Origin of the sequence: Clostridium sp. ZBS2, assembly GCF_023845855.1 — a bacterium.
Lineage (GTDB): Bacteria > Bacillota > Clostridia > Clostridiales > Clostridiaceae > Clostridium > Clostridium aquiflavi.
This window is the reverse complement of sequence record NZ_JAMQIF010000008.1, coordinates 12,707-38,020: the sequence shown is the minus strand read 5'-3', so window position 1 is coordinate 38,020 and position 25,314 is coordinate 12,707. Positions and strand designations below refer to the sequence as shown.

Sequence of the window (25,314 nt, the reverse complement as noted above, 5' to 3'; positions counted from 1 at the left end):
AATACTCATTAAGAATTCTCAAAGCTCAATTACAATGCCACTTTACCTATTGTATATATAAACATAACTCTAAAACAAATGTGTATTTTAAATTTTAACTAAATTGTACTAACCATAAAAAGTAGCATATAATAGTTTTCACTAAATATGCTACTTTTAATTAATTGTCTGTTATTAATATTTTCATATAAACTAAATCTATAGTTAAGTAATTTTTAACTCTGTTATTTTAGTTTAATTTTTTCAAAGTTATATAATTTACGTACTAAAAACTTTATATTGCAATTTAAATTTTAAATTACTATATTAATTCTTTAATAACTTTTACAACTTCTCTTGCTACATATTCTGCATCTTCTAAAGATAATTTTGTGTATACAGGAAGAGAAATTTCATTTTCATATTGTGCATAAGCATTTGGATAATCTTTTATATCATATCCAAGGTTTTTATAAAGTGTTAGCATTGGAAGTGGCTTATAATGAACGTTTGTTGCTATTCCCTTTTCTGCTAATCTGCTTATTGCTTCATTTCTCTTGGCTTCATTAAATCCTTTAACTCTATAAAGATATAAATGATAAGAAGTTTCTGTACCATTATCATCTTTAGTAAATGGTATTATTGAAAAATCTTCTTTTGATAATATATCATTATATACCTTAAAGATAGCTCTTCTCTTTTCTAATAGCTCTTCGTATCTCTTAAGTTGAACTAAACCTATTGCAGCACTTATATCTGTCATATTACATTTTAATCCATCATTAATGATGTCATATTCCCATGCTCCAGCTTTAAGCTTTGTTAATGCATCTTTTGATTGACCATGCATAGCTGTAAATCTCATGTATTTTTGTAAATCTTCATGATTTTCAAAGTTATTATCATTGAAAGTAACTGCTCCACCTTCTGCTGTAGTTAAATTCTTAACTGCATGAAATGAGAAAGAATGGAAGTTACATTGAGATCCAACTCTTTCGCCCTTGTATTTAGCTCCAAATGAATGTGCTGAATCACAAAGTATTATTATATCTTCTCTATTTTTTTCTTTTAAAACTTTTTTAAGTTCATCATAATCAAAAGGTACTCCGGCAATATCAACTGGCATAATTACCTTTGTTTTCTCAGTTATCTTTTCTGCTACTTTATCTATATCCATTTCAAATGTATCTTTTTTTACATCAACATATACTGGCTTAATTCCTCTATGTACAGAAACACTTGAAGTAGCAGTATAAGTATAAGGAGTAGTTATAACTTCATCGCCTTCTTTTATATCAAAAACCTTAAGAACTAATTCCATAGCAGCTGTTGCACTATTTAATGCTAAAGCCTTATTAACCTTACAATATTCTTGTATTCCTTCTTCAAATTTAGCAAGTTGAGGTCCTGATGTTATCCATCCTGATCTTAAAACATCACAAACTGCCTCAATTTCTTCTTCAGTTATATCTGGTGGTGAAAAAGGTATATTCTTTATTTTAGTCATTAAAATTCATTCCTCTCTTAATATGAAAATTTTTTAAATATCTATCTATTAGTATAAGAGTAATTTCTTAATTAAAATCTGCTTTTTTTAATTAATGATACTACTTTTTATTTTTATCATTCCTAAACAAATTTATCTCTAGTAATTTTTTATTAATAATTTAACATCCTATACTAAGTATTTCCTACTTCAATATTTATTATAAACTCCTACCTAAGGTATGAGTCAATAGTAATATTTAATTAGATTTAAATTCTTTGTAATTATAATATTATATACTAACGTTTTTTTAAATAAGTTGTGTTTTAAATGAGTGTTAATATATGCAATGAGCAAATTGGCATTGTAATTGGATTTTNNCTTGTCTCAATTTTACATTGAGAGCAAGCTAAAATGGGACTATATTCATTTTAGTATTCCTAAATTCAATTACTTAGTCCAATATGCTTATGCATATATTAACACTCTTCAAACATAAATTTACTTATTCATTGATATATAGAGGCATCTATGCAATAAGAACTCTATTTCTTTTTTTAGTCTTATTAGTTCTTCTCCGCTAATATCTTCTAACTTCTTTTCATCTTCTTTAAATTCTTCATTTAATGCATCAAATAAAGACATTATCTCTTCTTTATTAGTTTCTCGTAAAGAATCTAAATATCTTCTTATAGATATTTCTACGTCTTCCGCCCAATTATCTATAGCTTTTAATGAAATCTCATTTATCTTCTTTTGCCATGTCAATGAATCATATAAGTAAAATACAGATTCAGTAAAAACAGTTAGATACTTAGTAATAGCCTTTATTGATGAGGCTTTTATTGCTTTTAATAAATGTTTTAAATTTTCATGTGCATGTTTATATGATTTAGTATCTACTATATTACCTAATTTATTTAAATTTATATCTTCTGGATTGCTTATACTATCTTTGTCTTCTTTTGCAGTTGCTTTTCTAAACATTTCTCCAGTTGCTTGTTGTATCTCATCTCCTATGTGTTGCTTTAATACACCTTCCATAACTTCTGTGTAAGATGGAATACTTACTTTTATCTTTTCTTCTAATTTAGATATGGCTTCTTTTAATATATCTTCAATATTTTTATCTAAAAGTATTATTTCACTTTCAATATCTCTCATTAAAGTTTCTGTTTCTTCATTTATTAAATTTGGAACATAATAATTTTGCATTAATGTATATGTCTCTTCTTTTTTAGTCCATTTGCTTTCATCATGAACATATTCAGTAATTTTATTTTTTACATCTATTGCAGATTTATCTATAAGTTTAACTGAACTTACTTTTATTTTTGTAAATCCCCTATCTATAGTAGTTAATATTTCATGCTTTTTATCTAAAAATTCTCCTAGTATATTTAATCGTTCTTCTATACCTTCTTTTTTAGATTCTATATTAGCAACCTTAGAGTTAATCTTTATATTACATTCATTTAATATATAATCTTGATAATTTTTCAAACTATTAGCAAGTTCCTCTTTTTTATCATCATCATTAACTCTTTCATATACATATTCCCAAAGCATAGATGTATCAGGATGTTTTTCTTTATTACTTTCTATAAAGAATGTCTTTGCATCTTTTTTAATACATTTATTAACACTTTTTTTGATTTCCAATATTCTCTTATTATCTTCTGACATATCTTTTGGACACATATTAATTGCTAAAATAACTTCTACATCTTCACTTATTATTTCTCCAACATATTTTAAAAATTGAAAATCATCATCACCAATTCCAACTTTATAAGATACTACATATATAATAAAATCACTTTGTGGAATAAAGCTTTTTAATGATTCCTCATGATATTCTACAAGTGAACCATAACCTGGAGTATCAAAAATTCTCATTCCATTATATTTAGAATTATTAGCTTTTCCAACATATTTAAGCTTATGTAAATCCTTATTATAATTTACTAGTAACTTATCAAAGATATCTTTATCTATAACTTGTGTACTCGAATCCTTATTTACAGCTATTAATTTTTCTTCATCTTCATCAGATATAACAACTTCAGTAACAACTCCAGTTGTTGGCTTAACACTTTCTAATAAAATTTTATCTTTAAATAATCCATTTATTAATGTACTTTTTCCTGAGCTTGTCTCTCCTAGCATAACAACATAATGTGAAGGATTCATTATTTTATCTTTAACTAAAAAATTCTTTTCAGTAATATCATCATTTCCTAAAGTTTTAACAATTGAATCAATACTCTTTTGTCTACTTATACATCTTTCAAAATTATTCATATATTCATCCCCTTGCTTTAAATAATTTGACTATATTTTAAAATATATGTTTATATATTCAATATGTAAAATGGCATTGTAATTAGATTTTGAGAATACTTAATAAGTATTGTCCATTTTACTGCTTGTCTCAATTTTATATTGGGAACAAGCTAAAAAGGGACTATAGTTATTTTAGTATTCCTAAGTTTAATTACTCCGCCCACTTTACTTATGAATATATAAACATATCTGCTCTAAAACATACTAACTGCTTTAAATTAATCCTACATCTTCTTTGACTTCATTTAATATTTTTAAATCATCTTCAAATTCTAATATATTATTTTCACTATAGGCATAGTCATATTGTTTCTCTATACTTTGAATATCATCTTTAAAGCTATTTTCTAAATTCTTTCTTAGCTCTTTTATTGAATCATCCATATCTTGTTGTTTTGCTCTTAAATCATCAAGTATTTCTTCTTTTAAATAGTTTTCTAAATCTTCAACCATAGGCTCTAAATCCCTTAATGTATAATTTGCTCTATTTTCTACTATTTCCTTACGAACAAAATCACCTATCAAAGAAAATGCCATTCCAATTCCCATTCCAACAAGTATTCCAAGAGGACCTCCTAATGTTCCTACAGTTCCAAGTGTCCCTATTAGTCCGCCAGATACCCCTAACAATGATGGTAGCGATTTTTCAAATTTAAATTCACTTTCTTTATTAAAAAATGATATGTTTTCATATTGACCATAAAAGCCCTTTATTGTTATACCATTTAATTCTTTGTTAAGGTTTTTTATTAATTCACTTGTTTTATCTAATACTTCATCCATAATATCATTTATAGCTTTATCCGATGATTCTTTATATATTAAACTTAGTCTTTCTCCATCTACAATCCCTCTATTTATTATGGCTTTTAAATTAGCTCTTAAATTTGTTATTTTTTCTTTTATAATACTTGAAGCATAATCGATAATCTTTTCCATTTCTTCATATGCATAAGCTCTAATTCTTCTAAAATTCTTTTTATTATCTAAAAGTATAGCTTTTATTTCTTTAATCTTTTCTTCTTTATTTAAATCATTTTGTTTTTTTTCATTTAAACATAATGTCTTATATTCTTCTATTTTATCATTAATATTTTCTAATGCTCCTACTATTTTTGAATTTAAAGACTTTTCTAAACCTATATTATATTCTTTAGATACATTTTCTATATTTTCTATAACATTTAATATACCTGAGTCTTCATAAAGTGTGTTATCTCTAGTAAATTTACCTTTTACCGCTTCATAAACATTAACCACATTTACATTAATTTCTTTGCTTTCGTTATGTTCCGCACAAATACTATTTAAAACATATTCATTATGCTCTTTTGCATCAAGTGCGTCTTCATCACTTTCATCATTCCACTTATTTTGAACAAAAATTGTATTTGACAATTTAGGCCATAAGGCATTTATAAAATTTCTTTCAGTTCTTGTAATTGGAGGGTTTGTCCTCAACATAAATATTCCAGAAACCAATTTATTTACATAGTCTAATGTAGTTCTTTGATTTTCAGGTGTTAAACTGCCCACACCTGGAAGATCAACAAGTACTACATTATTGTTTAATACATCGTTTTTATTATATAAGATTATCTTAGATACCTTAAGCTCATTTGCCATATTATAATCATTATGAACATATTTCTCTAAATCACATAATTTTATTTCTTTACATTCTTTATCTAAAAAATGTACTATAGCTTTTTCAGTATCTTCTCCATATCTTACTTCAACAGGTACACAAGTTGTTTCATCAACATCTGTTGGCAATATATTCTCTTCCATTAAAATAGAATTAAGAAAACTACTTTTTCCAGCACCTTGAATACCTAATACAGGTATTATTATTTCTTTTTCATTTAAGTTGTCAATAAAATGATTAAAATAATCTATATAATTTACAGCATTATCTTTATTAAGATATTTCTCTAATAAAAAATTAAATCTAGAATCATTTATTAAATCTACATATTTCATTAAATATTATCTCCTCTTTCCAAAAATCCTTGCAAAGAATGATCTATTTCCCCATTCAACTTCTTCTTGTATATTGCTCATTTTCTTATTTAATTTAATTTCCATATCATTTATAAGATTCATTACTTCATATTTTTCTAACATTTTTTCATGTACTGTATCTAATTTTTCTATAGCTTCACAGCTATTATTTATATTAATCTTAATAGCCTCTTCTAATAAGCTTACTTTTGTTCCAACTTCATCAATATTAATTTCTTCTATCTTATTTATTATTTCTTCTTTATTATTTCCAGAATTCTTAACCATTTTAACTCCTAAAATAGCTAATTTATCTTCTAAAGATTCTATATTTAAATCATTTATTTTCTTTTCTATTGTTCCAACACCCTCTGATAATTTAACTTCTAACTGCTTATCTGAATCTTCAACACGATCTTTTAACTTTTCTAGAGTTATAGCAATTCTGTTTAAACCACCATTTAAAAGCTTATTATGTTCTTCAGCAATTTCTTCTACACATTTTGAAATTTTTGATATATTACCACTTATTTCTTCTATTTTTTCTTCTATATCTTCATTACCTTCTCCAAGTTCATCTTTTAATATATTGATTTTCTTTTCAAGAGGTTTTAAGTTTTCTTTAAGTTCATCATTTATATTTTTAGATATCCTTGATAAAGACTCTATCATGTCTTGTTGCAATTCATCCATCATATTTTTTGTAACTTCATCACATTGTATTAGTAAAGATTTTTTGTCCATTTCTTTGCTCCTTAGTTTTTATAATATTACTTTAAAAAATAGCTCAATATTTCTTCTAATGTTTGTTTTTCTTCATTACCGCGAGATAATATATTTGCAAACAACTTAGTTTTTATATCTTTATATTGACTTAATAAAAATCCATCATTTTCTTGCCCCTCTATTAATGCTAAATTGTAAATAGGATTTTTAGAATTAACTAATACATAGCCAATCTTAGAATTATTTATTCTATTTTTAATTTTTTTCTTAAACGAGTAAGTGGCTGTAAGTATTTCTTTTATATTATTAGCATTTATAAATTCTCTACTAGAATCTATAACCAAATTTATCATAATATTATTCTTTAAAACTATATTTTTAAGATTAATATTTTCAAGTATTTGCTTTTCTGAACTACCTATTTGAATTCCATTGAAAAGTAAGTACATATTGTATTCTTTTGAAGAGTTAATATTTAGTATTTTATTTGTTTCTACTTTATTTTGAGATAATTCATATATTATAGTTATATTATTTAAAGTGTATATTCCTTGTTTCTTTATAATTTCAAGTTCTTCATCATTTAAATACAAATCATACATTCTAGAAATAAATTTAGATGCAGCCTCTAAATCCCAAGTCCAAAATATTTGATGAGTTTCTTTTTTAGATATAGATAAAACTTTTTCTTCTATGTAATTACTTATCATTGAATAGCTTTTCTTAAATATTTCATTACTTAATTTATAAAGATTGTAAGAAACATTGGTTAATTCTATTTCCTCTATATTCAGATTTTTATCTTCATTTTTATTTTCTATTTCTTCATCTAATGTTAAAGCTGCTTCTTCTACATTATTATATTTATTCTTCAGCTTATTTCTTATAATCTTTAAGTCCTTTATAACATTATCTATATCATAAAGTTCTATATTTTGCTCTTTCTTCTTTTTAAACTCTTCTTCTATCTTACTTATCTCACTATAGAAGAGGCTTAATGAATTACTATACTGTTCGCTCCAATCATAAAGTATACTCATATATTTTCTACTACTTTCATTGCATACTTTTTTAACCATAAGTATAGTAGCCTCTTTATCTACTACTTTTTCATCATATTCTTGCTTTTCATATCCCCAGTCAGTTTCAAATATATCTGATAAGATTCTCTTTCCTACATTAAAGAAACCATCTTTTTTTATAAGTTTTACTTTCTCTTCGTATTTGTGCTTAACATATATATCTTCACTTTCCATACTAGGTAATGAATATGAGAATCTAATATCAATATTCAGTTTTTCGTATATTTCCTTTTTCTTTTCTTCACACTCTCTTACAATACCTAAAATTTGATTTTCTATCTTTTTACTCTTATTATTTATATTTTCTACTATATCTGAATAGCTACTTATTTCTTTTGAATCCGACTCGTTTATTTCTTCTATTGTATTAAGTGTTACCTTATCTATAAGATTAATTTTAGATGTTATTTTATCTCTAGATACTCTAAAATCATAATTAAGATCATCAATATCATTAAGTATTTCTTTTATGTAACTTGTATCTTCTAAATTGCTTCCATCTATGATTTCTTTATCAGTATCAATTATATTGCCAATTCTTTCAACAATACTCCCTTGCCTTTGAATATTTAGTTTTGGGGTAATATTTTCAACACACCTATATATAGACTTTATAAAACCTTCAAGATTAGATTCATTATATAAATTATTGTTATTTTTTATTCTTCCATTTAAAGCATTTAAAGAAGAAATTTGAATAATATCAAACTCTTTATTGCTTGTTGCTTTTTGTAATAATATTTCTGCTCTTTTTTTATGCTTGTCTAATATGATATATTTATTTTCTTCAACAATGCCATATTTACCTATCTTTTCCTCTATTGAATCTATCATATTTTGAACTAATATTATTTGCTTCTTTTTATCATTTACTATTTTTATTTTTTCTAAATTAATTTGGTCGCTATTAGCTTTAACAGTAGTTAAAAATACACAAATATCTATTGTTGGTAATAGAATCTCCAAAGTTAATTTTTCATGCATTTCTAAATTATAAGCATCTAGACCTGGACTATCTATTAACTGAATATTGTCATCTAATAAAAAGTTAGGTGATTTTATATCAATCTGAGCTACATTAAACTTATTATTAGAATTTCTATTTTCATCAGCATACTTAGATATAACTTCCATATTTAAATTAGTATCATCATAAACTTCTGGAGATTTATCTTTAAAGTATATAGTAGCCTGTCTTTTTTCGCCTTTAGACACTGTTATTATTATACTTGAGCTTGGCAAAATAGCTACTGGTAATAGCCTTTCCCCTAGCAATGAATTTACTAATGTTGATTTCCCACTGCTTGTTATTCCCATAATAGCAATTCTTATTATATTACTTTTTATTTGTTTTTTACGTTGCTTTAACCATTCAACATCATTACTGTATCTATTTCTTCTGTATTCATTCTGTTCTAATATATTTTTTATATCTTCAATTGTATCTAATATATAGTTATCTTTATTCATAATTTTCTCCATCTTTTATGCTAATTCATGTTATGTATTCATAAATAATCATTTACTGTTATATTACCACAATTGACTACATTTATCTAATTTCTATTTACAAAAAATCATTAAATTAACTGTGAAACCTTATATTTTTCTATGTTTTTACATTTTACATATATTTTAGAGGAATTGTTAGATAGACCTGTTATCTTTTCTTATTATTTCTTTAATTATTAAGATAAATTACTAATTAATTTCTCATCATAAGTTTAGTTTTTCATATTATTAAAAAAGAAATAAACTAGTTAAATATACTATTAATCTTGTTTTTTGATTATTAACATTTTTAGATGTAAAAAAATACTATAATAGCATAAAAATAAGCCATGCCTTAAGTAAATGGATATATTATAAATTGTTTTTATAATATATCCATTTTCAAAGCATAGCCTAGTTTTTTTGATCCTTACATTTTATAATATTGTTAATATTTTATAATAAGTTATATTTCTACAATTACTGGTAATATCATAGGCTTTCTTTTCATTGTAGTATATACAAAACTATCTACTTCTCTTCTTATTCTATTTTTAATTTCTGCCCATTGTGTTATATTATCGTCTAAACATTTTTCTACAACTTTTGTAACTATACGTCTTACATTGTTAATTAAATCTTCAGAATTTCTAACATATACAAAACCTCTTGACACTATATCTGGTCCTGATAATATTACCTTATTTCTTCTATCTATTGCTACTACTACAGTTATAATTCCATCTTCAGCTAAATTTTTTCTATCTCGCAAGACCATATTTCCCACATCGCCAATTCCAAGACCATCTATAAGAACTCTTCCAGATGGCACTTTTCCAATAACTTTTCCCTTGTTTTTTGATAATTCAAATACATCACCTGTATCTAATATAAATATATTCTCTTCTTTAAGCCCCATACTTTGAGCAATTTTAGCATGAGTAATCAAATGTTTATATTCACCATGTACAGGAATAAAGAATTTAGGTTTTAATAAGCTTTGAATCACCCTAAGTTCTTGTTCACATGCATGACCTGAGACATGTATGTCTTCTATTGTTTTATATATTACATTAGCACCTTTTTCAGTCAAGTCATTTATTAAATTTGATACAGCTTTCTCGTTTCCTGGTATTGGAGATGCTGAAATTATAACCACATCTCCCTTTTGTATTTCTATATATTTATGAGTTGACGCTGCTATTCTAGAAAGAGCTGCCATTGATTCACCTTGACTACCTGTTGTCACAATAGTAATTTGGTCATTTGGACAATTCTTTATTTCATCTAATGATACTATCATTTCTTTAGGTATAGATAAATATCCTAAATTCATTGCAATCTCTGATATTTTCTCCATACTTCTACCACTAAAAGCTATCTTTCTTTTATTTTTTATAGAACAATCGCTGATTTGTTGAAGTCTATGAACATTTGATGCAAATGTAGATACAATAACTCTTCCGGTTGCTTTACTAAAAAGATTATCTAGTGTTTCTCCAACTGTCTTTTCTGACATTGTATATCCTTTATGTAATGCATTTGTGCTATCTGCCATCAATAATAATACACCTTTTCTGCCTAGTTCTGCATATCTTTGAAGATTTATTACATGACCATCTATTGGAGTAAAGTCAACCTTAAAATCTCCACTGTGTACAATAATTCCCATTGGTGTATGCAATGCTATAGAACAAGCATCAGGAATACTATGATTGGTTCTAATAAATTCGATATTAAAATTCTTTAATTTTATAGTTTCACCAATTTCAACAAGATTTAATTTACAATCATTTAACATATGATGTTCTTCTAGTTTACTTTCAATTAATGCTAATGTTAATTTGGGTGCATATACTGGAACATTAATTTGTTGTAATACATACGGTATTCCACCTATATGATCTTCATGACCATGAGTTATAAAAAAGGCTTTTACCTTATTTTTATTTCTTATTAAATATGTAACATCAGGAATTATGATGTCAATTCCATAAAGATCTTCATCCGGGAATGCTAAACCACAATCTATAACAATTATTTCATCACCATATTCAAATGCTGTAATATTCTTTCCTATTTCTCCAAGTCCACCTAATGGAATTATTTTTAATTTCGCCTTATTTTTTAGTGAAACCTTCTTTGGTTTGTAACTCTTTAAATTTTTAGTTTCTTTTTTAGTTTCTATAGTGTTTTCCACATTTTCACTCCTCATTTACTTTCATCTCTTATTTTAAGTATGTACATATACGATTAAATATATAACTTTAAATTTAAGTTATTCATTTGCAGTACAATAATATATTTTTTATTTAAGTTAATACTATTTTTTCTATTCCATTATTAATCGGAAATATCTTTCAACAACTTTATAGTATGGTTGATACTATTATAGTCGGTAGATTTTTAGGCATCCAGTCTCTTGCTGCTGTTGGAGCAAGAGGATCTATTTTCTTTTTAATAATAGGATTTATAGTAGGACTTGCCAGTGGATTTTCTGTTATTGTTTCTCAAAAATTTGGTGCTAATGGTGATGAAGGTGTAAGAAATTCCGTTGCAACATCAATAATTTTATGTTTTATAATAACTATAATAATAACCACTTTAAGTCTTTTATTTTCTAAATCACTATTAAGGCTGTTAAATACCCCAGAAGATATTATAAATAGTGCTAATGCTTATATAAGTGTTATCTATGTAGGAATTGGAGATAGATTTATTCCTATGATGGCTGGCGTTGCTTAAATTATTAGTAAGAGTTATTGTTGCATTTACATTGCCTGCTATAATTGTGTATACTGGTATATGTTTAGCTAGCCCAATAGCATGGATTGCAGCATGTATTCCTTTGGCAATAAAATATTATAAAACCATAGACAAGATGAGTATTAATGATTTAAATTTTTTAAAAACAAAATCAACAGAACTTCTTGGATAAAAAACAATGTATTAAAAATATTCCTTGGATAAAATAAATATTCCAAGGAATTTTATTTTATATACTGATCTACTAGATCACAATATTATTATACTTATATTCTTCATTATTCACTTCAAATAACATTTCTATAATTTTACTTTATATTAAGATTATAACTCATTCATTTTTATATTAATACATCTTAATTATTAAATTTTAATTAAACTAAAAAAACAAGTCTTGTTTAAGTAAAAGTTAAAATATATTTCTTTTCAAACAAAACCTTGATTTTTTAATTATATTACTTATTCTGAAATTCCACTTTCCTCAAACTTTTTTGTAAACTTTTCTAATAGTTTATTTATAGGCTTCTTTAAAAATACTGCAATTAAAATAGAAGCACCTCCATAAATTAACAATATTATTATATCTTTTGTTAATACTTCTCCTACTACTCCACCAATTGCTTCTCTTGCAAAAGATATAGCATATGTAAATGGTAAATAAGGATGTATCATTTGAAAAAATTTTGGGGTTAATTCTATTGGAAATGTTCCTCCTGATCCACCTATTTGTAATACTAATAATACTATTCCTATAACTTTTCCAACATTTCCAAAAACAGAAACTGCCGAATAAAGTATTGATACAAATACAGCACTAGTAAATAACATTCCTAGGACTAATAACATAGGATTTAAACAATATATTTTTAATAAATATAAATCTCCCATAACTACTATAAGTGATTGAATTAGTGCTACAGTCATAAATAGCATTAACTTACCAAAATATATTTCCCAAAATTTATATTCTCCATGAGTATTAACAGTTAAAATTGAAAGCAACAATAATAATCCAACCCATAAAGATAATACACTATAAAACGGTGTCATAGCACTTCCATAGTTGCCCATTGGATACAATTCTCTTGTTTCAAGATTTACAGGAGTAGTTAAAAAATCCGTTCTTTCTTGAACATCTTCTTTTAATAAGTCTATTAATTCTTTTAAACTCTGTTCGTCTGTTACATTTTTCATTTTATCTGTTATTTCATTTATTATTCTTTCTGCTTCTGGAAGTTTTTCTTTAACAAAAGTTATTCCTTCTATTCCTTTGTCTGCCCCTTTATAAGCAGTGTTTAATATGCCTTCAACATTAGGTAATCTTTTTTCAGCTTCTTCTATCATTGTTAATGTATTTTCAGCAACTTTAAATGCACTGTCAAATATATTATTTATTTGTGGAAGTATTTCTGTGTCAAACTTTAAATATATATCTTCACTTGTTGATGCAATATTATCTGCTAATGTTTTTATATTGTTTAATAAACTTAAATCTACAGTATTTCCAGCATCTAAAGAATCTCTTATACTTTGAAGTGAATTTTGAATTTTATAAATATTTTCTTGTAACGTTTCAAGCTTATTTACAATTCCATTTAGGGGCTTAGTAGAACTAATATTATTTAGTACTTTTAGAAACCTCAATACTGAATCATTTACTTTTTCTAAACTCTTTACCTTATTTATTAAATTATTAATCATTTCTGGTGCTTTCTCTGTTCCAGAGTTTATAGCATCTATAATACTATTTGTATATGATGAAATATCTTTACTTATTTCTGAAACTAATCTAATATCTTCTTTAATTGTTGGTGACATATCACTTAATCCACTCTTAGATACAGAAATAAAACTTTCTACCTCACTACTTAAGCTCTTAGTATTATTTAATGTTTCATAAATTAAAGGTATACCTTCCTGTATTTCTTTAACTAACTCTTTAATTTTAACTACACCATCATAAGCTAAATCAGTTGCTTCATTTATTTCTCCGAACCTGCCTCTAATTTCTTCTAACATATTATATACATTAGATATTTTAGGTATTTGATCTTCTAATTCAATTCCCACATCTCTTGATGCCGTAAGTAATGAATTACTAACTGTTTCAATTACACTCTTTGTAACATTTTCTTGAACTCCTGAAGCACCTTTATCAGTTAATTTAGGAGCAACTGCATTTATTTTTTCATTAACAGTATAAATTATAGTTCCTTTTTTAATATCACTAGTTATTATTGAAGTCATATCTTTTGAAAAGTCTTCTGGAATTGTTATTGTAGCATAATATTTCCCCTTTTTAATAGCTTCATCGGCTTCCTCTTCACTAACAAATTGCCAACCTAATAAATTATTTTCTTTTAATCCATTAATAACTTCATCGCCTAAGATTATATAATTTTCCAATATATATGCACCTTTATCCTTATTTACAACACCAATTTTAATTTTACTTGTAGCTTCTTGTGAATATGGATCCCACGATGCTGCTATATTAAACCAAGCATATAAGGATGGTAGTAAACATAAAGCCATTATTACAATAAGTGCAGATGAGTTGGTAATTATATTTCTTATATCTCTTTTATAAATACTAAATATGTTTTTCATATTATGCTGCTACTTATACTCTATACAAGTAGCTCTCCTTTCCATAACAAATAACATTCTTAAGTATATTATTAGGATATTTTCAAAAATTTATTAGTTATTTATTATAAAAGAGACGATAATTCCAAGGTTAATAAAAACAGACTACAATAATAAAATAAATATAGATATTTTCAGATGCGTATATATAAGAATAGACAGAATTTCTTTAAGATTGTGACTAAAGAAAAAATTTAGAAAGTAAAATAGAAAGTAAGCTTAAATATAAAAAAATTGGCTCTGTCTTAAATCAATATTGACATATGCAATATGTAAAGCGGCATTGTAATCGTACTTTGAGAATTCTTAATGAGTATTNNTTTGCTTATGTATATATCAATAATAGATAAAACAGAGCCAATAAATACTTTATTTATTCATGCCTTCATAATCTTTTAAGAATTTTTCAATTCCTGCGTCTGTAAGCGGATGCTTGATCATTTGCATAATAACATTGTATGGAATTGTTGCTATATCAGATCCTGCTTTAGCACAGTCTAATACATGAATTGGATTTCTAACACTTGCAGATATAATTTCAGTATCTATTCCATGAACTGCAAATATTTCAGATATATCTTCTATTAATGTAATACCTGTACTTCCAATATCATCTAATCTTCCTAAGAATGGACTTACATAGCTTGCACCAGCTCTTGCTGCAAGTAATGCTTGTACTGCTGAAAAAATTAATGTTACATTTGTTTTTATTCCTTCTTTATGAAGAATATTTACTGCTTTTAATCCTTCTGCACACATAGGAATTTTTATCACCATGTTTTTGTGAATTTTAGCTATTTCACGTGCTTCTTTAACCATTCCTTCACATTCCATTGAAATAACTTCTCCACTTATTGGACCATCAACAATGCTTGTGATTTCCTTAATCACTTCTTTAAAGTCTCTTCCTTCTTTTGCTATAAGTGAAGGATTTGTAGTAACACCACAAATAACTCCTAACTCATTAGCTTTTTTTATTTCTTCAATATTGGCTGTATCAACAAAAATTTTCATCGATTAATCCTCCTAATCTTTTCTTACTTTATTTATTCTATAATTAGTATACATAATCCTTCAACTTTTAAAGTTAACGATTACTTTAGAACAAAATCGCTAAGGCGACTTTAGAGCCCTCGATTTTTTTAGCCATGCACCCTTTCCAAACGCAGTGCAGGAATAATGGTGCGGCATATGATTATTTTTTATTCTTTAGGTGTACTCATCATACCTTTAAAAAACAGTATCCTAAAAATTATACACAAATTTCTTAATAATATAAATTCCTAAAGAATAAAATATAACGTTTGCACTTACTTAAATAAATATTCTAAGTTTTAGATGAAATATTACTCCATCTAAAACTTAGAACTTTAATTTTTTATAAAGAAACTATTGTATCAAGAGCAACTTCCATCATTGCTTTGAATGTTGTTTGTCTTTCTTCTGCACTTGTTACTTCACCTGTTATAAAGTGATCACTTACTGTTAATAAAGTTAATGCATTAACTTTATGTTTAGCTGCTATTGTATATAATGCTGCTGTTTCCATTTCAACTCCTAAGCAACCGAAATCAGCCCATTTCTTCCAATCTTCATTATCATCTCCATAGAATATATCTGAACTATATACACTACCTACTTTAGGTTCAAATCCTTTTTGTACTGCTATATCATAAGCAGGTTTTAATAAATCAAAACTTGCTGTTGGCGCATAAGTTCTACCTTGGAATCTTACTAAGTTAAGATTTGAATCTGTTGAAGTTGACATTGCAATTATAAGATCTCTTATTTTAACTCTTTCATGGTAACCACCACAAGTTCCAACTCTTATAAGGTTTTTAACTCCGTAGCTTTCTATTAATTCAGTAGAATATATAGACATTGATGGGATACCCATTCCGGTTCCTTGCACTGATATTCTCTTACCTTTATATGTTCCTGTAAATCCATACATTCCTCTAACTTCATTGTAGCAAACTACATCTTCTAAAAAGTTTTCTGCTATAAATTTAGCTCTTAAAGGATCTCCTGGTAATAATACGCTTTCTGCTATAGCGCCTTCTGGTGCATTAATATGAATACTCATTGTGTCTTACCTCCGCTTATTATAATTTAATTAATTGTTATGTTTTTTAATTTGGGTCTTATATAAGTAAAATCTATTTTAATATTGATTTAACTTCTTTAATTATTTCTTCACTAGTTAAATTATATTTTTTCATAAGTTCATCTGGTGTTCCTGATTCTCCAAATGTATCTTTAATTCCTACCATTTTAATTAAAGTAGGACATTCACTAGATACAACTTGAGAAACCATTGCTCCAAGTCCACCTATAATAGAATGTTCTTCAGCTGTAACTATTCCTTTAGTTTCTTTAGCAGCTTTTAATATTATTTCTCTATCTATTGGTTTAATAGTAGAAATATTTATAACTCTTGCTTTAATTCCTTGAGTTTCTAATTCTTTTGATGCTTCTATAGCTTTTTGAACCATCATTCCTGTAGCTATGATAGTTACATCATTACCTTCTCTTACCTCAACACCTTTTCCGATTTCAAATTTATAATTATCATCGAATATATCTTCTGTATTGCATCTTCCAAATCTTAAGTAAACAGGACCATTAAATTCAGCAGCAGCTTTTGTTGCAGCCATTGCTTCTCTATGATCTGCTGGAACTATTACTGTCATATTAGGAAGTGAATTCATAAGTGCTATATCTTCAACAGATTGATGTGATCCACCATCTTCACCAACTGTAATTCCTGCATGAGTTGCTGCTATTTTTACGTTAACCTTTGGATAACAAATAGAGTTTCTTATTATTTCAAAAGCTCTTCCAGTAGCAAAAACAGCAAATGTGCTTGCAAAAGGTATGTTTCCTACATTAGCAAAACCTGCAGCCATTCCCATTAAGTTTTGTTCTGCTATACCTGCATTAAAAAATCTATCTTTAAATTCTTCTTTAAATCCATTAGTTTTAGTTGATTTAGAAAGATCCGCATCTAAAACTACTACCTTCTCATTTTCACGTCCAAGTTCAACCAATGCCATTCCGTATGATTCTCTTGTTGCTTTACCCATTTTAAATTCCTCCTATCTTTCAATCTCACTTATTGCTTGATTTCTTTGTTCTTCATTAGGTGCTTGACCATGCCAACCTGCTTGATCTTCCATAAAGCTAACACCTTTACCTTTTACAGTCTTAGCAATGATAACGCTTGGCTTATCATTACACTTTTCAACTTCTAAGAATGCTTCATTTATTTTGTCAAAGTCATTACCATCTTCACAAATAACAACATTCCAACCAAAGCTTTCAAATTTCTTATCTAAAGGAGAAACTCCCATTACATCTTCATTTTTACCATCTATTTGAAGGCCATTGTTATCAATTATAGCAACTAAATTATTTAATTTATAATGAGCTGCTGCCATTGAAGCTTCCCAAACCAATCCTTCTTGTAATTCTCCATCACCTAAAACAACATATATCTTAGCATCGTTCTTTTGAGTCTTAAGACCTAAAGCCATTCCCACTGCATTTGATATTCCTTGACCAAGTGATCCGGTTGAAACATCTACTCCTGGTACATGCTTAGAATCTGGATGTCCTTGAAGAAGAGCTCCTGTTTTTCTTAAATTGTATAATTCTTCTTTTGGGAAATATCCTTTTTCAGCTAATACAGAGTAAAGAGCTGGAGCTGCATGTCCCTTGCTTAATACGAATCTGTCTCTGTTAGGATCTTTAGGATTCTTAACATCAACATTCATTTTTTCATTGTATAAGTATGTTATTATTTCTGAGCAAGATAGTGAACCACCTGGATGTCCTGATTTTGCTGCATAAATCATTTCTATTATGTCTTTTTTTACTTCTTTTAATGTAGAAACTAAATTTTCTTTATTCATACCTTTCACCAACCAATCTTTCAATTTGTAGTATATAATTTAATTAACTTTGTTTAAACATTCACATTTTAGCCTAGTTAAATCTAATATGCTTACATTTATGCTGAATTCTAATTTCCAGGTAAAATTAATTCTACCTGGAACTAAGAATCTTATTATTCTAAAAATCAATGCAATTTTAAGATATTATATTCGTAATTTAAAATATTATTAAACTAGCTTTCCTAGTACTGATTTACCAATTGTATTTTCAGGCATCTTTAATTCAAAGTTATCAGCTATAGTTGCACCAATTGTAGCAAAACTATCTACTGTATCCATTAATCCATTTTCTTTCATAGATGGTGAATAAGCTATAAATGGAACAAATTCACGTGTATGATCAGTACCAGTATAGGTTGGATCGTTTCCATGATCAGCTGTTATTATTAATAAATCATCTTCTTTTAATTTTTCTAATACTTTTCCTAAGTTAACATCAAATTTTTCTATTTCTTCTGCATAACCTACTGGGTTTCTTCTATGTCCCCATAAAGCATCGAAATCAACTAAGTTAACAAAGCATAATCCTTTAAAGTCTTTATCCATTATTTCTAATGTTTGTTCCATTCCATGAACAGAACTCTTTGATTTATTTGATTCAGTAATTCCTTCTCCATCAAATATATCACTTATTTTTCCAACAGATATTACATCAAATCCATTATCTTTTAATGCATTAAGTGCTGTTGCTCCATATGGTTTTAATGCATAATCATGTCTGTTGCTTGTACGTTTAAATTCGCCTTTTTTAGCTCCTAAGTATGGTCTAGCTATTACTCTTCCAACTTTCCATTCATCTTTAAGAGTAAGCTCCCTTGCTATTTCACAACAACGATAAAGTTCATCTAAACCAAAAGTTTCTTCATGACCACAAATTTGTAAAACAGAGTCAGCAGAAGTATATACTATCATATCTCCTGTCTTCATTTGATGTTCTCCAAGTTCGTCTAATATTTCAGTACCACTTGCACTCTTATTTCCTACTATATTGTGTCCTGTTCTTTTTGTTAGTTCATCTAACAATTCTTCTGGAAAACCTGTATCTGTAAATGTTTGGAATGGTTTTGTGATGTGTAAACCCATCATTTCCCAATGACCAGTCATAGTATCTTTACCAACACTTGCTTCTTTCATTTTCATATAATGAGCTAAAGGTTTTTCTGCTGCTTTTACATGTTTTATAGGATGTAGATTTGATATACCTAGTTTTTCTAAATTAGGTATATTAAATTTTTCTACTGATTCAGCAATATGCCCAAGAGTATCTACTCCTTTATCTCCATATTCTATTGAATCTGGCATAGCGCCTATTCCAAGTGAGTCTATTACAATTGTAAAAATTCTATTATACTTTTTCATACCTTTAATTCCTTTCCAAATTAGACTATGTTTTAACACTAATTTTACTATATTTTTACTTATTATGGGCAATACTATTTAAAATAGTTATTTATTATACAAATTTCTTAAAGTTATAAAATTTTTTTATAACTTTAAGAGAATGTAATATCTTATTAATTATAATTTTAATATGTACTATTATATTAATGTAAGAAGACCAACTATCATTGCACTTAAAACACTAACTGCAAATCCACCAATCATTGCTTTAAAGGCTAATCTAGCAAGGGTATTTCTTTTTTCTGGACACAATGCAGCTATACCTGAAATACAAACTCCCATACTAGAAATATTAGCAAATCCACAAAGTGATATAGTAAGTACTAAACCTGTTCTATAACTTAATGAACCAAATATGTTACCTAAGTCTTGGAATGCAACAAATTCATTTAATACTAACTTACTTCCTAATAATTGACCTGCTGTAAGTATATCTGATCCATTTAATCCCATAAAGAATCCAATAGGTGCAAATATATAAGAGAATATTTGTTGTAAACTTACTCCAAAAATTCCAAGTATACCATTAACTAATGCTACTAGCGAAATAATTGCAAGTAATGAAGTACCTATTGCTACAGCTGTTTGGAATCCACTCATAGCACCTTCTGAAATTGCAGAAATAAGATTTTCATTATCACCCTTATTGTCCATGCTAACATTTTCAATTAATTGAGTTTCCTCTTTTTCAGGTAATAATAACTTTGATATTGCTATACTTCCCATAGGTACCAAAGCACTAGCTATTAATAAATATTCCATAGGAATTCCAAGTGCAGTATATCCCCCTATTATAGTTGCTGACATACTTCCCATTCCTGAAACTAATACAACTATGATTTCACTATCAGTCATTCTATTTAAGTATTTACTAACTAATATTGGACTTTCTGTTTGGCCTAAAAACATATTAGCAACTGCAACAAAACTTTCAACTTGTGTTGTTCCCAATATTTTACCTATAGCTTTACCTATTATTTTTACTATAAATCCTAATATTCCTAAATAATATAAAGCTGCAACTAATGCTGAAATAAAAACAATATTTCCTAATACTTGAATGGCAAATATCATTCCTGTAGGTGCACCAGCATTACCTATTGTTCCAAATAAGAAACCGATTCCCTCTTTACCATAATCAAGTACTTGAGTAACTACATCTGATACTTTTAATATCATTATTCTTCCTAATGGAAATTTTACTAATAAAAATGCAATTACAAACTGTATACCAAGTGCTTTTAATATAGTTTTTTTGGGAATGCTTCTCTTATCTGCAGATAAAATGTACATTATTCCTAATAATAAAATTATACCTATTAAATTTATAACTATGTTCATAATCTTTCTCCTGTCTTTTGTTATAGTATTAACTTTATTCCCATAAAACCTCATACCTTTTGGACATCATTTAATAACGTTAAGTATGAGAAAATTTCATTAGTAAACTTTTAATACTTTTGCTATTAATATCAACAAGTTTTCTTGAATAATTTGTAAACCATGAAATTTTCTCTATTAATAACTATTTATTATTTTCTTTATCTGCTTTTATTAAATTTCTAATCCCTTCTATTGCAACTTTAATTGCTGCATCTGTATCATGAACTTGAGGATCTTCTAATCCAGCTTTAGCACGTTCTTGGTTAGCAATAGCTAAGAATACCGAACCCACACGTACTCTTAAGTAGCTTGATGCTATGAATAAAGCAGCTGATTCCATTTCAGATGCAAGACATCCACATCTTAACCATGCATTCCATTTATCCATTAATTCATAACTTACTGGCTTAGTTTCTGGTGAATGTTGACCGTAGAATGAATCTTTACATTGTACAACTCCAACATGATATTCTTGATTTAAAGTCTTAGATGCTTGTACTAATGAGTTTACTACATTAATATTAGCAACTGCTGGGAATTCTATTGGTGCATATTCCTTACTAGTTCCTTCCATTCTGATTGCTCCAGTGGCAATAACCATATCTCCACCTTTAACATCAATATCCATTCCGCCACATGTACCCACTCTAATGAAAGTATCTGCTCCACACTTTACTAATTCTTCTAAAGCTATAGCAGCTGATGGACCACCAATTCCTGTTGAGGTAACGCTTACTTTAACACCATCTAAGTATCCTGTATAAGTAACATATTCTCTCTTATCTGCAACTAACTCTGCATTATCAAAATATGCAGCAATCTTTGCACATCTCTTAGGGTCTCCTGGAAGAATTACATATTTTCCCACTTCTCCCTTTGCAACGTCTATATGATATTGTTTACCTGATCCTTGTGAATATTTCACTTTAATCCCTCCATTTTTTTATTATGTATTTTTTAGTTTTTATTAGTATTCCCGATTTATTTTGTAATATACCCGGAAGACGATTACATGTTTGCCACAAAACATTACTTTAGACACACATTCTACTTGTCTACTTTGTTGTATTGTTGTCTGTTCTTAAATAATATCATGTCTATTATTTACATGTCAAGTTTTTTATAAAGGTATAGTAATTATGTTAAAATATTGATATATTGGTTATATTGTTAATAATAATTAGTTTTATACCTGTAAATCCCAACTAAATCTCAACGATTAACTTATGTTCAAATTTAATGTTTTAATGTTATAATAAAGTATAGATTATTATAATATGTTTTTATTTAGACTTTTATTTATCTACTTGTATTAAACTTGTCTAATTTATTTTTTTAATTATTTATTATGGAATTATTTAAACACAGTTAAATTTAAAAATCTAAATAGAGTTTTTCTAAGATAACATTCTCTAGTTAATTCACTCATTATATATTATTGACAAAATAGAAATCGTTATCTCAAATCAGAAACACTCTATAAAATTTATATTATGTTTATGCGTTAAAAAATTGTAGCAATACATTATTATTTAGTTTATAGAAAAATATTACAATTTAATTGGCGTAATACATAGCCTATGCTAGTTATTAATGAAAGGTGAATTTTATGAATGATATTAACTTAAGTGTAAAACCTAAAGAATTAAGATATGTTACTGTATATAATCAACTTTTTAAAATGATAAATGAAGGTATATTTAAAGAAGGTAGTAGACTTCCTTCAGAACCTGAATTAGCAAAATTTATTGGTGTAAGTAGAACAACATTAAGGCAGGCTTTAGCTTTACTTCAAGATGATGGTTTAATAAAAAACATTAGAGGTAAAGGTAATTTTATAATAAAATCTGAGACAAACAAAGACGTTGGTCTTGAAAAGATAGGACATCCCGTTTATAAATCTTTAGATGAACCAATTGATGATGTTGAAATCATTTTGCGTATAGAACCCTCTACAGATTATTTTAATAAAGTTTTAATTAAAAGTACAGCTGCTGTTGTTCTTGTTGATAGATGGTATAAGTATCAAGGAAAAGCTATTGCTTATACATTTACTTTAATACCAATTGAAACTATATCATCACTTAATATAGACTTAAACAATAAAAAACAAGTTATGGAGTTTTTAGAAAAAGAACTTTATGAAATAGCTAATGATATATTAATTGAATTAAAATATTCAACTTCTGGAAATTTTGCAGCAAAACAACATCCAATTGCATCTGAGGATAAGTTTTACTTAATTCAAGAAACTATATATAAAGATAATGAATTTCCAATTGTATCAAACAAACATTATCTTCCTATAAAGTCAACATCTATAAAGCTACATCCTACAAAATAAAAAGATAATTTAATAAGGCACAATGAAAAAATAACAAGTCCATTTGCTAGCTTATTTTCCATCATGCTACGTCGGCAAATTGACCTAATAGACTCGCTATGAGGGCAATTCGTCTCCTTGCCTAATGAAAAATATCAATTGCAATTTTGGACTTGTTATTTATTTTCATGTTCCTAATAACAAAATCACCTACTAGATATTAATCTCCATAAATAGGAGTATTGTGATTAAATTATTCTTTTAAAAATTTGATTTAAATTCTTTCTTTATAATTAAGAACTCCTCTAAATCATTTAAAAATTGAAATAACAATGCTCTATTTTCAAATTCATCTCTATTTATAGGTAATTCCATTAATTTATATTCATCTCTTAACAAATTTAACTTATCTATTAACTTAATACAATCATTGTATTCATAAATATTTATTGAAACATCCTTCGTAAAATCTGATAATAGTTTTGTTTGCTCGTATGTCATATAAAATTTTGAAAAATGATTCTTCATCCTTTTTATAGTTTTTAATTGTGCTATCCTCATATCTACATATCTTATATAATAATCATCACTTTTAAAAATATAGTTATTATCTATTTTATGAGCTATTACCTTGGTTTTCTTTATTAACTCCTCCGCATCTCTTAAGATCCTTTGTTCGTATATTGGTACTGATTGAGTAATTAAACTTAATGCCATATCAGATAATATTATTCTATAATATTCTTCTATTTTATCCTTATTCTTATCAAATTCTTCCTCTAATGACATTGTGTACAAGTTAAATATCATTGCAACTCCAATACCAACTATAGTTAAAGTTACTTCGTTAAAAATCCAATAAAAATTTATATTATCACTGCTTAGAAGATGTGTTGACAATACAGCCCCAACTATCATTCCTTCCGTTATTTTCGAATATTTAGTTATTGGTATAAAAATAAGCAAAAAAAGTCCAAATATCATAGGATTATTTCCCAATACTAAATACAATATAAACGATAATGATATTGCTATCATTGATGCCAAGATTCTTCTAATTGAAATAAGTAAAGCTTCTTTTTTAGTATCTTGAATACTCAAAATTGCTATTATTCCTGATGTTACTGAAAATTCTAAGCCCATATAATTAGATATAAAAATTGCTATTGTTGCTGATAATGCTGCCTTAACTGTTTTTGACTGAAAATACTTTTTCATTTGTTTCCTTTCCTATTATCCTATAATATGTCTTCATCTTTTTCTATATGAATGATTTCTGCATCTGTATTACTATCTATAAATTCTATTATATTTTCTGATGTTGAATCTGCTTGTGCTGAATTTGCACATATTCCAACCATACCAATAACTATAGTTTTATGAATATCTTGCTTATCTATTTCAGATACTGATACATTAAATTTATTTTTTAACCTTTGTATTAAACTTTTTACAATCATTCTCTTTTCTTTTAATGATAATACCCACGAAGCTCTTAACGTAATTTTTAGTATTAAAATTTTCATAATTTTAGCTCAAAACCTTTCTTAATAGATTTCACAGTATTACTTATTAAATATATTTTAAAGTCTATTTTAAGTCAACATTTATATTTATTATAACAATATTCACTTAGAAAGATCCTTTTATATTATGTTTAAAATCTTTATACTACAATATAAATGAAAAAGCGAATGATCTAAATTATCATCCGCTTTTACT

Annotated in this window: 19 protein-coding genes; 3 read left to right on the top strand and 16 right to left on the bottom strand. The window is 26.9% G+C overall.

Going from position 1 to position 25,314, the window contains the following annotated elements:
• Positions 1–301 precede the first annotated feature (301 nt).
• The 6 genes from NG918_RS05680 to NG918_RS05655 form a co-directional block, all read right to left on the bottom strand.
• Entirely contained in the window at positions 302–1,486 is a 1,185-nt protein-coding gene (locus NG918_RS05680) for a DegT/DnrJ/EryC1/StrS family aminotransferase (protein WP_252225189.1), read from the bottom strand.
• Between the two features lie 480 nt (positions 1,487–1,966).
• Complete coding sequence (locus NG918_RS05675) at positions 1,967–3,769, bottom strand: dynamin family protein (protein ID WP_252214078.1); 1,803 nt, start codon at positions 3,767–3,769, stop codon at positions 1,967–1,969.
• 255 nt (positions 3,770–4,024) lie between these two features.
• On the bottom strand, positions 4,025–5,794 hold the full coding sequence (locus NG918_RS05670; protein ID WP_252214079.1) for a dynamin family protein: 1,770 nt from the start codon (positions 5,792–5,794) through the stop codon (positions 4,025–4,027).
• A gap of 6 nt (positions 5,795–5,800) precedes the next feature.
• Positions 5,801–6,559 carry a viral A-type inclusion protein gene (locus NG918_RS05665; protein WP_252214080.1) on the bottom strand — a complete coding sequence of 253 codons (759 nt, stop codon included), beginning with the start codon at positions 6,557–6,559 and terminating at the stop codon, positions 5,801–5,803.
• Between the two features lie 26 nt (positions 6,560–6,585).
• Entirely contained in the window at positions 6,586–9,093 is a 2,508-nt protein-coding gene (locus NG918_RS05660; RefSeq protein WP_252225184.1) for a dynamin family protein, read from the bottom strand.
• 487 nt (positions 9,094–9,580) lie between these two features.
• On the bottom strand, positions 9,581–11,221 hold the full coding sequence (locus tag NG918_RS05655; RefSeq protein WP_252214385.1) for a ribonuclease J: 1,641 nt from the start codon (positions 11,219–11,221) through the stop codon (positions 9,581–9,583).
• 269 nt (positions 11,222–11,490) lie between these two features.
• Between NG918_RS05655 and NG918_RS05650 the strand changes: the two genes are divergently transcribed.
• Complete coding sequence (locus NG918_RS05650) at positions 11,491–11,859, top strand: MATE family efflux transporter (RefSeq protein WP_252225181.1); 369 nt, start codon at positions 11,491–11,493, stop codon at positions 11,857–11,859.
• On the top strand, positions 11,852–12,052 hold the full coding sequence (locus NG918_RS05645) for a hypothetical protein (RefSeq protein ID WP_252225179.1): 201 nt from the start codon (positions 11,852–11,854) through the stop codon (positions 12,050–12,052). Before NG918_RS05650 ends, NG918_RS05645 begins: the two co-directional genes overlap by 8 nt.
• Before the next feature lie 287 nt (positions 12,053–12,339).
• Here NG918_RS05645 and NG918_RS05640 read toward each other — a convergent pair whose 3' ends face one another.
• The 8 genes from NG918_RS05640 to udp form a co-directional block, all read right to left on the bottom strand.
• The gene (locus tag NG918_RS05640; RefSeq protein WP_252225177.1) at positions 12,340–14,490 is read right to left on the bottom strand and encodes a YhgE/Pip domain-containing protein; all 2,151 of its coding nucleotides are present in this window, start codon (positions 14,488–14,490) and stop codon (positions 12,340–12,342) included.
• Positions 14,491–14,898: 408 nt separating this feature from the next.
• Positions 14,899–15,543, bottom strand: a complete 645-nt coding sequence (gene fsa, locus NG918_RS05635) for a fructose-6-phosphate aldolase (protein ID WP_252214088.1) — start codon at positions 15,541–15,543, stop codon at positions 14,899–14,901.
• A 364-nt stretch (positions 15,544–15,907) separates the two neighbouring features.
• Positions 15,908–16,615, bottom strand: a complete 708-nt coding sequence (deoD, locus tag NG918_RS05630; protein ID WP_252214089.1) for a purine-nucleoside phosphorylase — start codon at positions 16,613–16,615, stop codon at positions 15,908–15,910.
• A gap of 73 nt (positions 16,616–16,688) precedes the next feature.
• Positions 16,689–17,615, bottom strand: a complete 927-nt coding sequence (locus NG918_RS05625; RefSeq protein WP_017353617.1) for a transketolase family protein — start codon at positions 17,613–17,615, stop codon at positions 16,689–16,691.
• 12 nt (positions 17,616–17,627) lie between these two features.
• Positions 17,628–18,443 (bottom strand): transketolase, encoded by an 816-nt coding sequence (locus NG918_RS05620; protein ID WP_252214091.1) that lies wholly within the window; start codon positions 18,441–18,443, stop codon positions 17,628–17,630.
• Between the two features lie 210 nt (positions 18,444–18,653).
• Positions 18,654–19,844, bottom strand: coding sequence for a phosphopentomutase (locus NG918_RS05615; RefSeq protein ID WP_252225174.1), 1,191 nt, complete (start codon positions 19,842–19,844; stop codon positions 18,654–18,656).
• A gap of 180 nt (positions 19,845–20,024) precedes the next feature.
• On the bottom strand, positions 20,025–21,227 hold the full coding sequence (locus NG918_RS05610; RefSeq protein ID WP_252214095.1) for a NupC/NupG family nucleoside CNT transporter: 1,203 nt from the start codon (positions 21,225–21,227) through the stop codon (positions 20,025–20,027).
• A gap of 184 nt (positions 21,228–21,411) precedes the next feature.
• Positions 21,412–22,194: a uridine phosphorylase gene (udp, locus tag NG918_RS05605; RefSeq protein ID WP_252214097.1), complete on the bottom strand. Its 783-nt coding sequence runs from the start codon at positions 22,192–22,194 to the stop codon at positions 21,412–21,414.
• 684 nt (positions 22,195–22,878) lie between these two features.
• Here udp and NG918_RS05600 point away from each other — a divergent pair.
• Positions 22,879–23,613, top strand: a complete 735-nt coding sequence (locus NG918_RS05600; protein WP_252214099.1) for a GntR family transcriptional regulator — start codon at positions 22,879–22,881, stop codon at positions 23,611–23,613.
• Positions 23,614–23,853: 240 nt separating this feature from the next.
• Here the strand turns inward: NG918_RS05600 and NG918_RS05595 are convergent, their stop codons facing one another.
• Together NG918_RS05595 and NG918_RS05590 are read right to left on the bottom strand one after the other, a co-directional pair.
• Positions 23,854–24,810 carry an aromatic acid exporter family protein gene (locus NG918_RS05595; protein WP_252214101.1) on the bottom strand — a complete coding sequence of 319 codons (957 nt, stop codon included), beginning with the start codon at positions 24,808–24,810 and terminating at the stop codon, positions 23,854–23,856.
• A 20-nt stretch (positions 24,811–24,830) separates the two neighbouring features.
• A complete protein-coding gene (locus NG918_RS05590; protein WP_252214103.1) occupies positions 24,831–25,118 on the bottom strand; it encodes a DUF503 domain-containing protein in 288 nt (95 codons plus the stop codon).
• Positions 25,119–25,314: the final 196 nt, after the last annotated feature.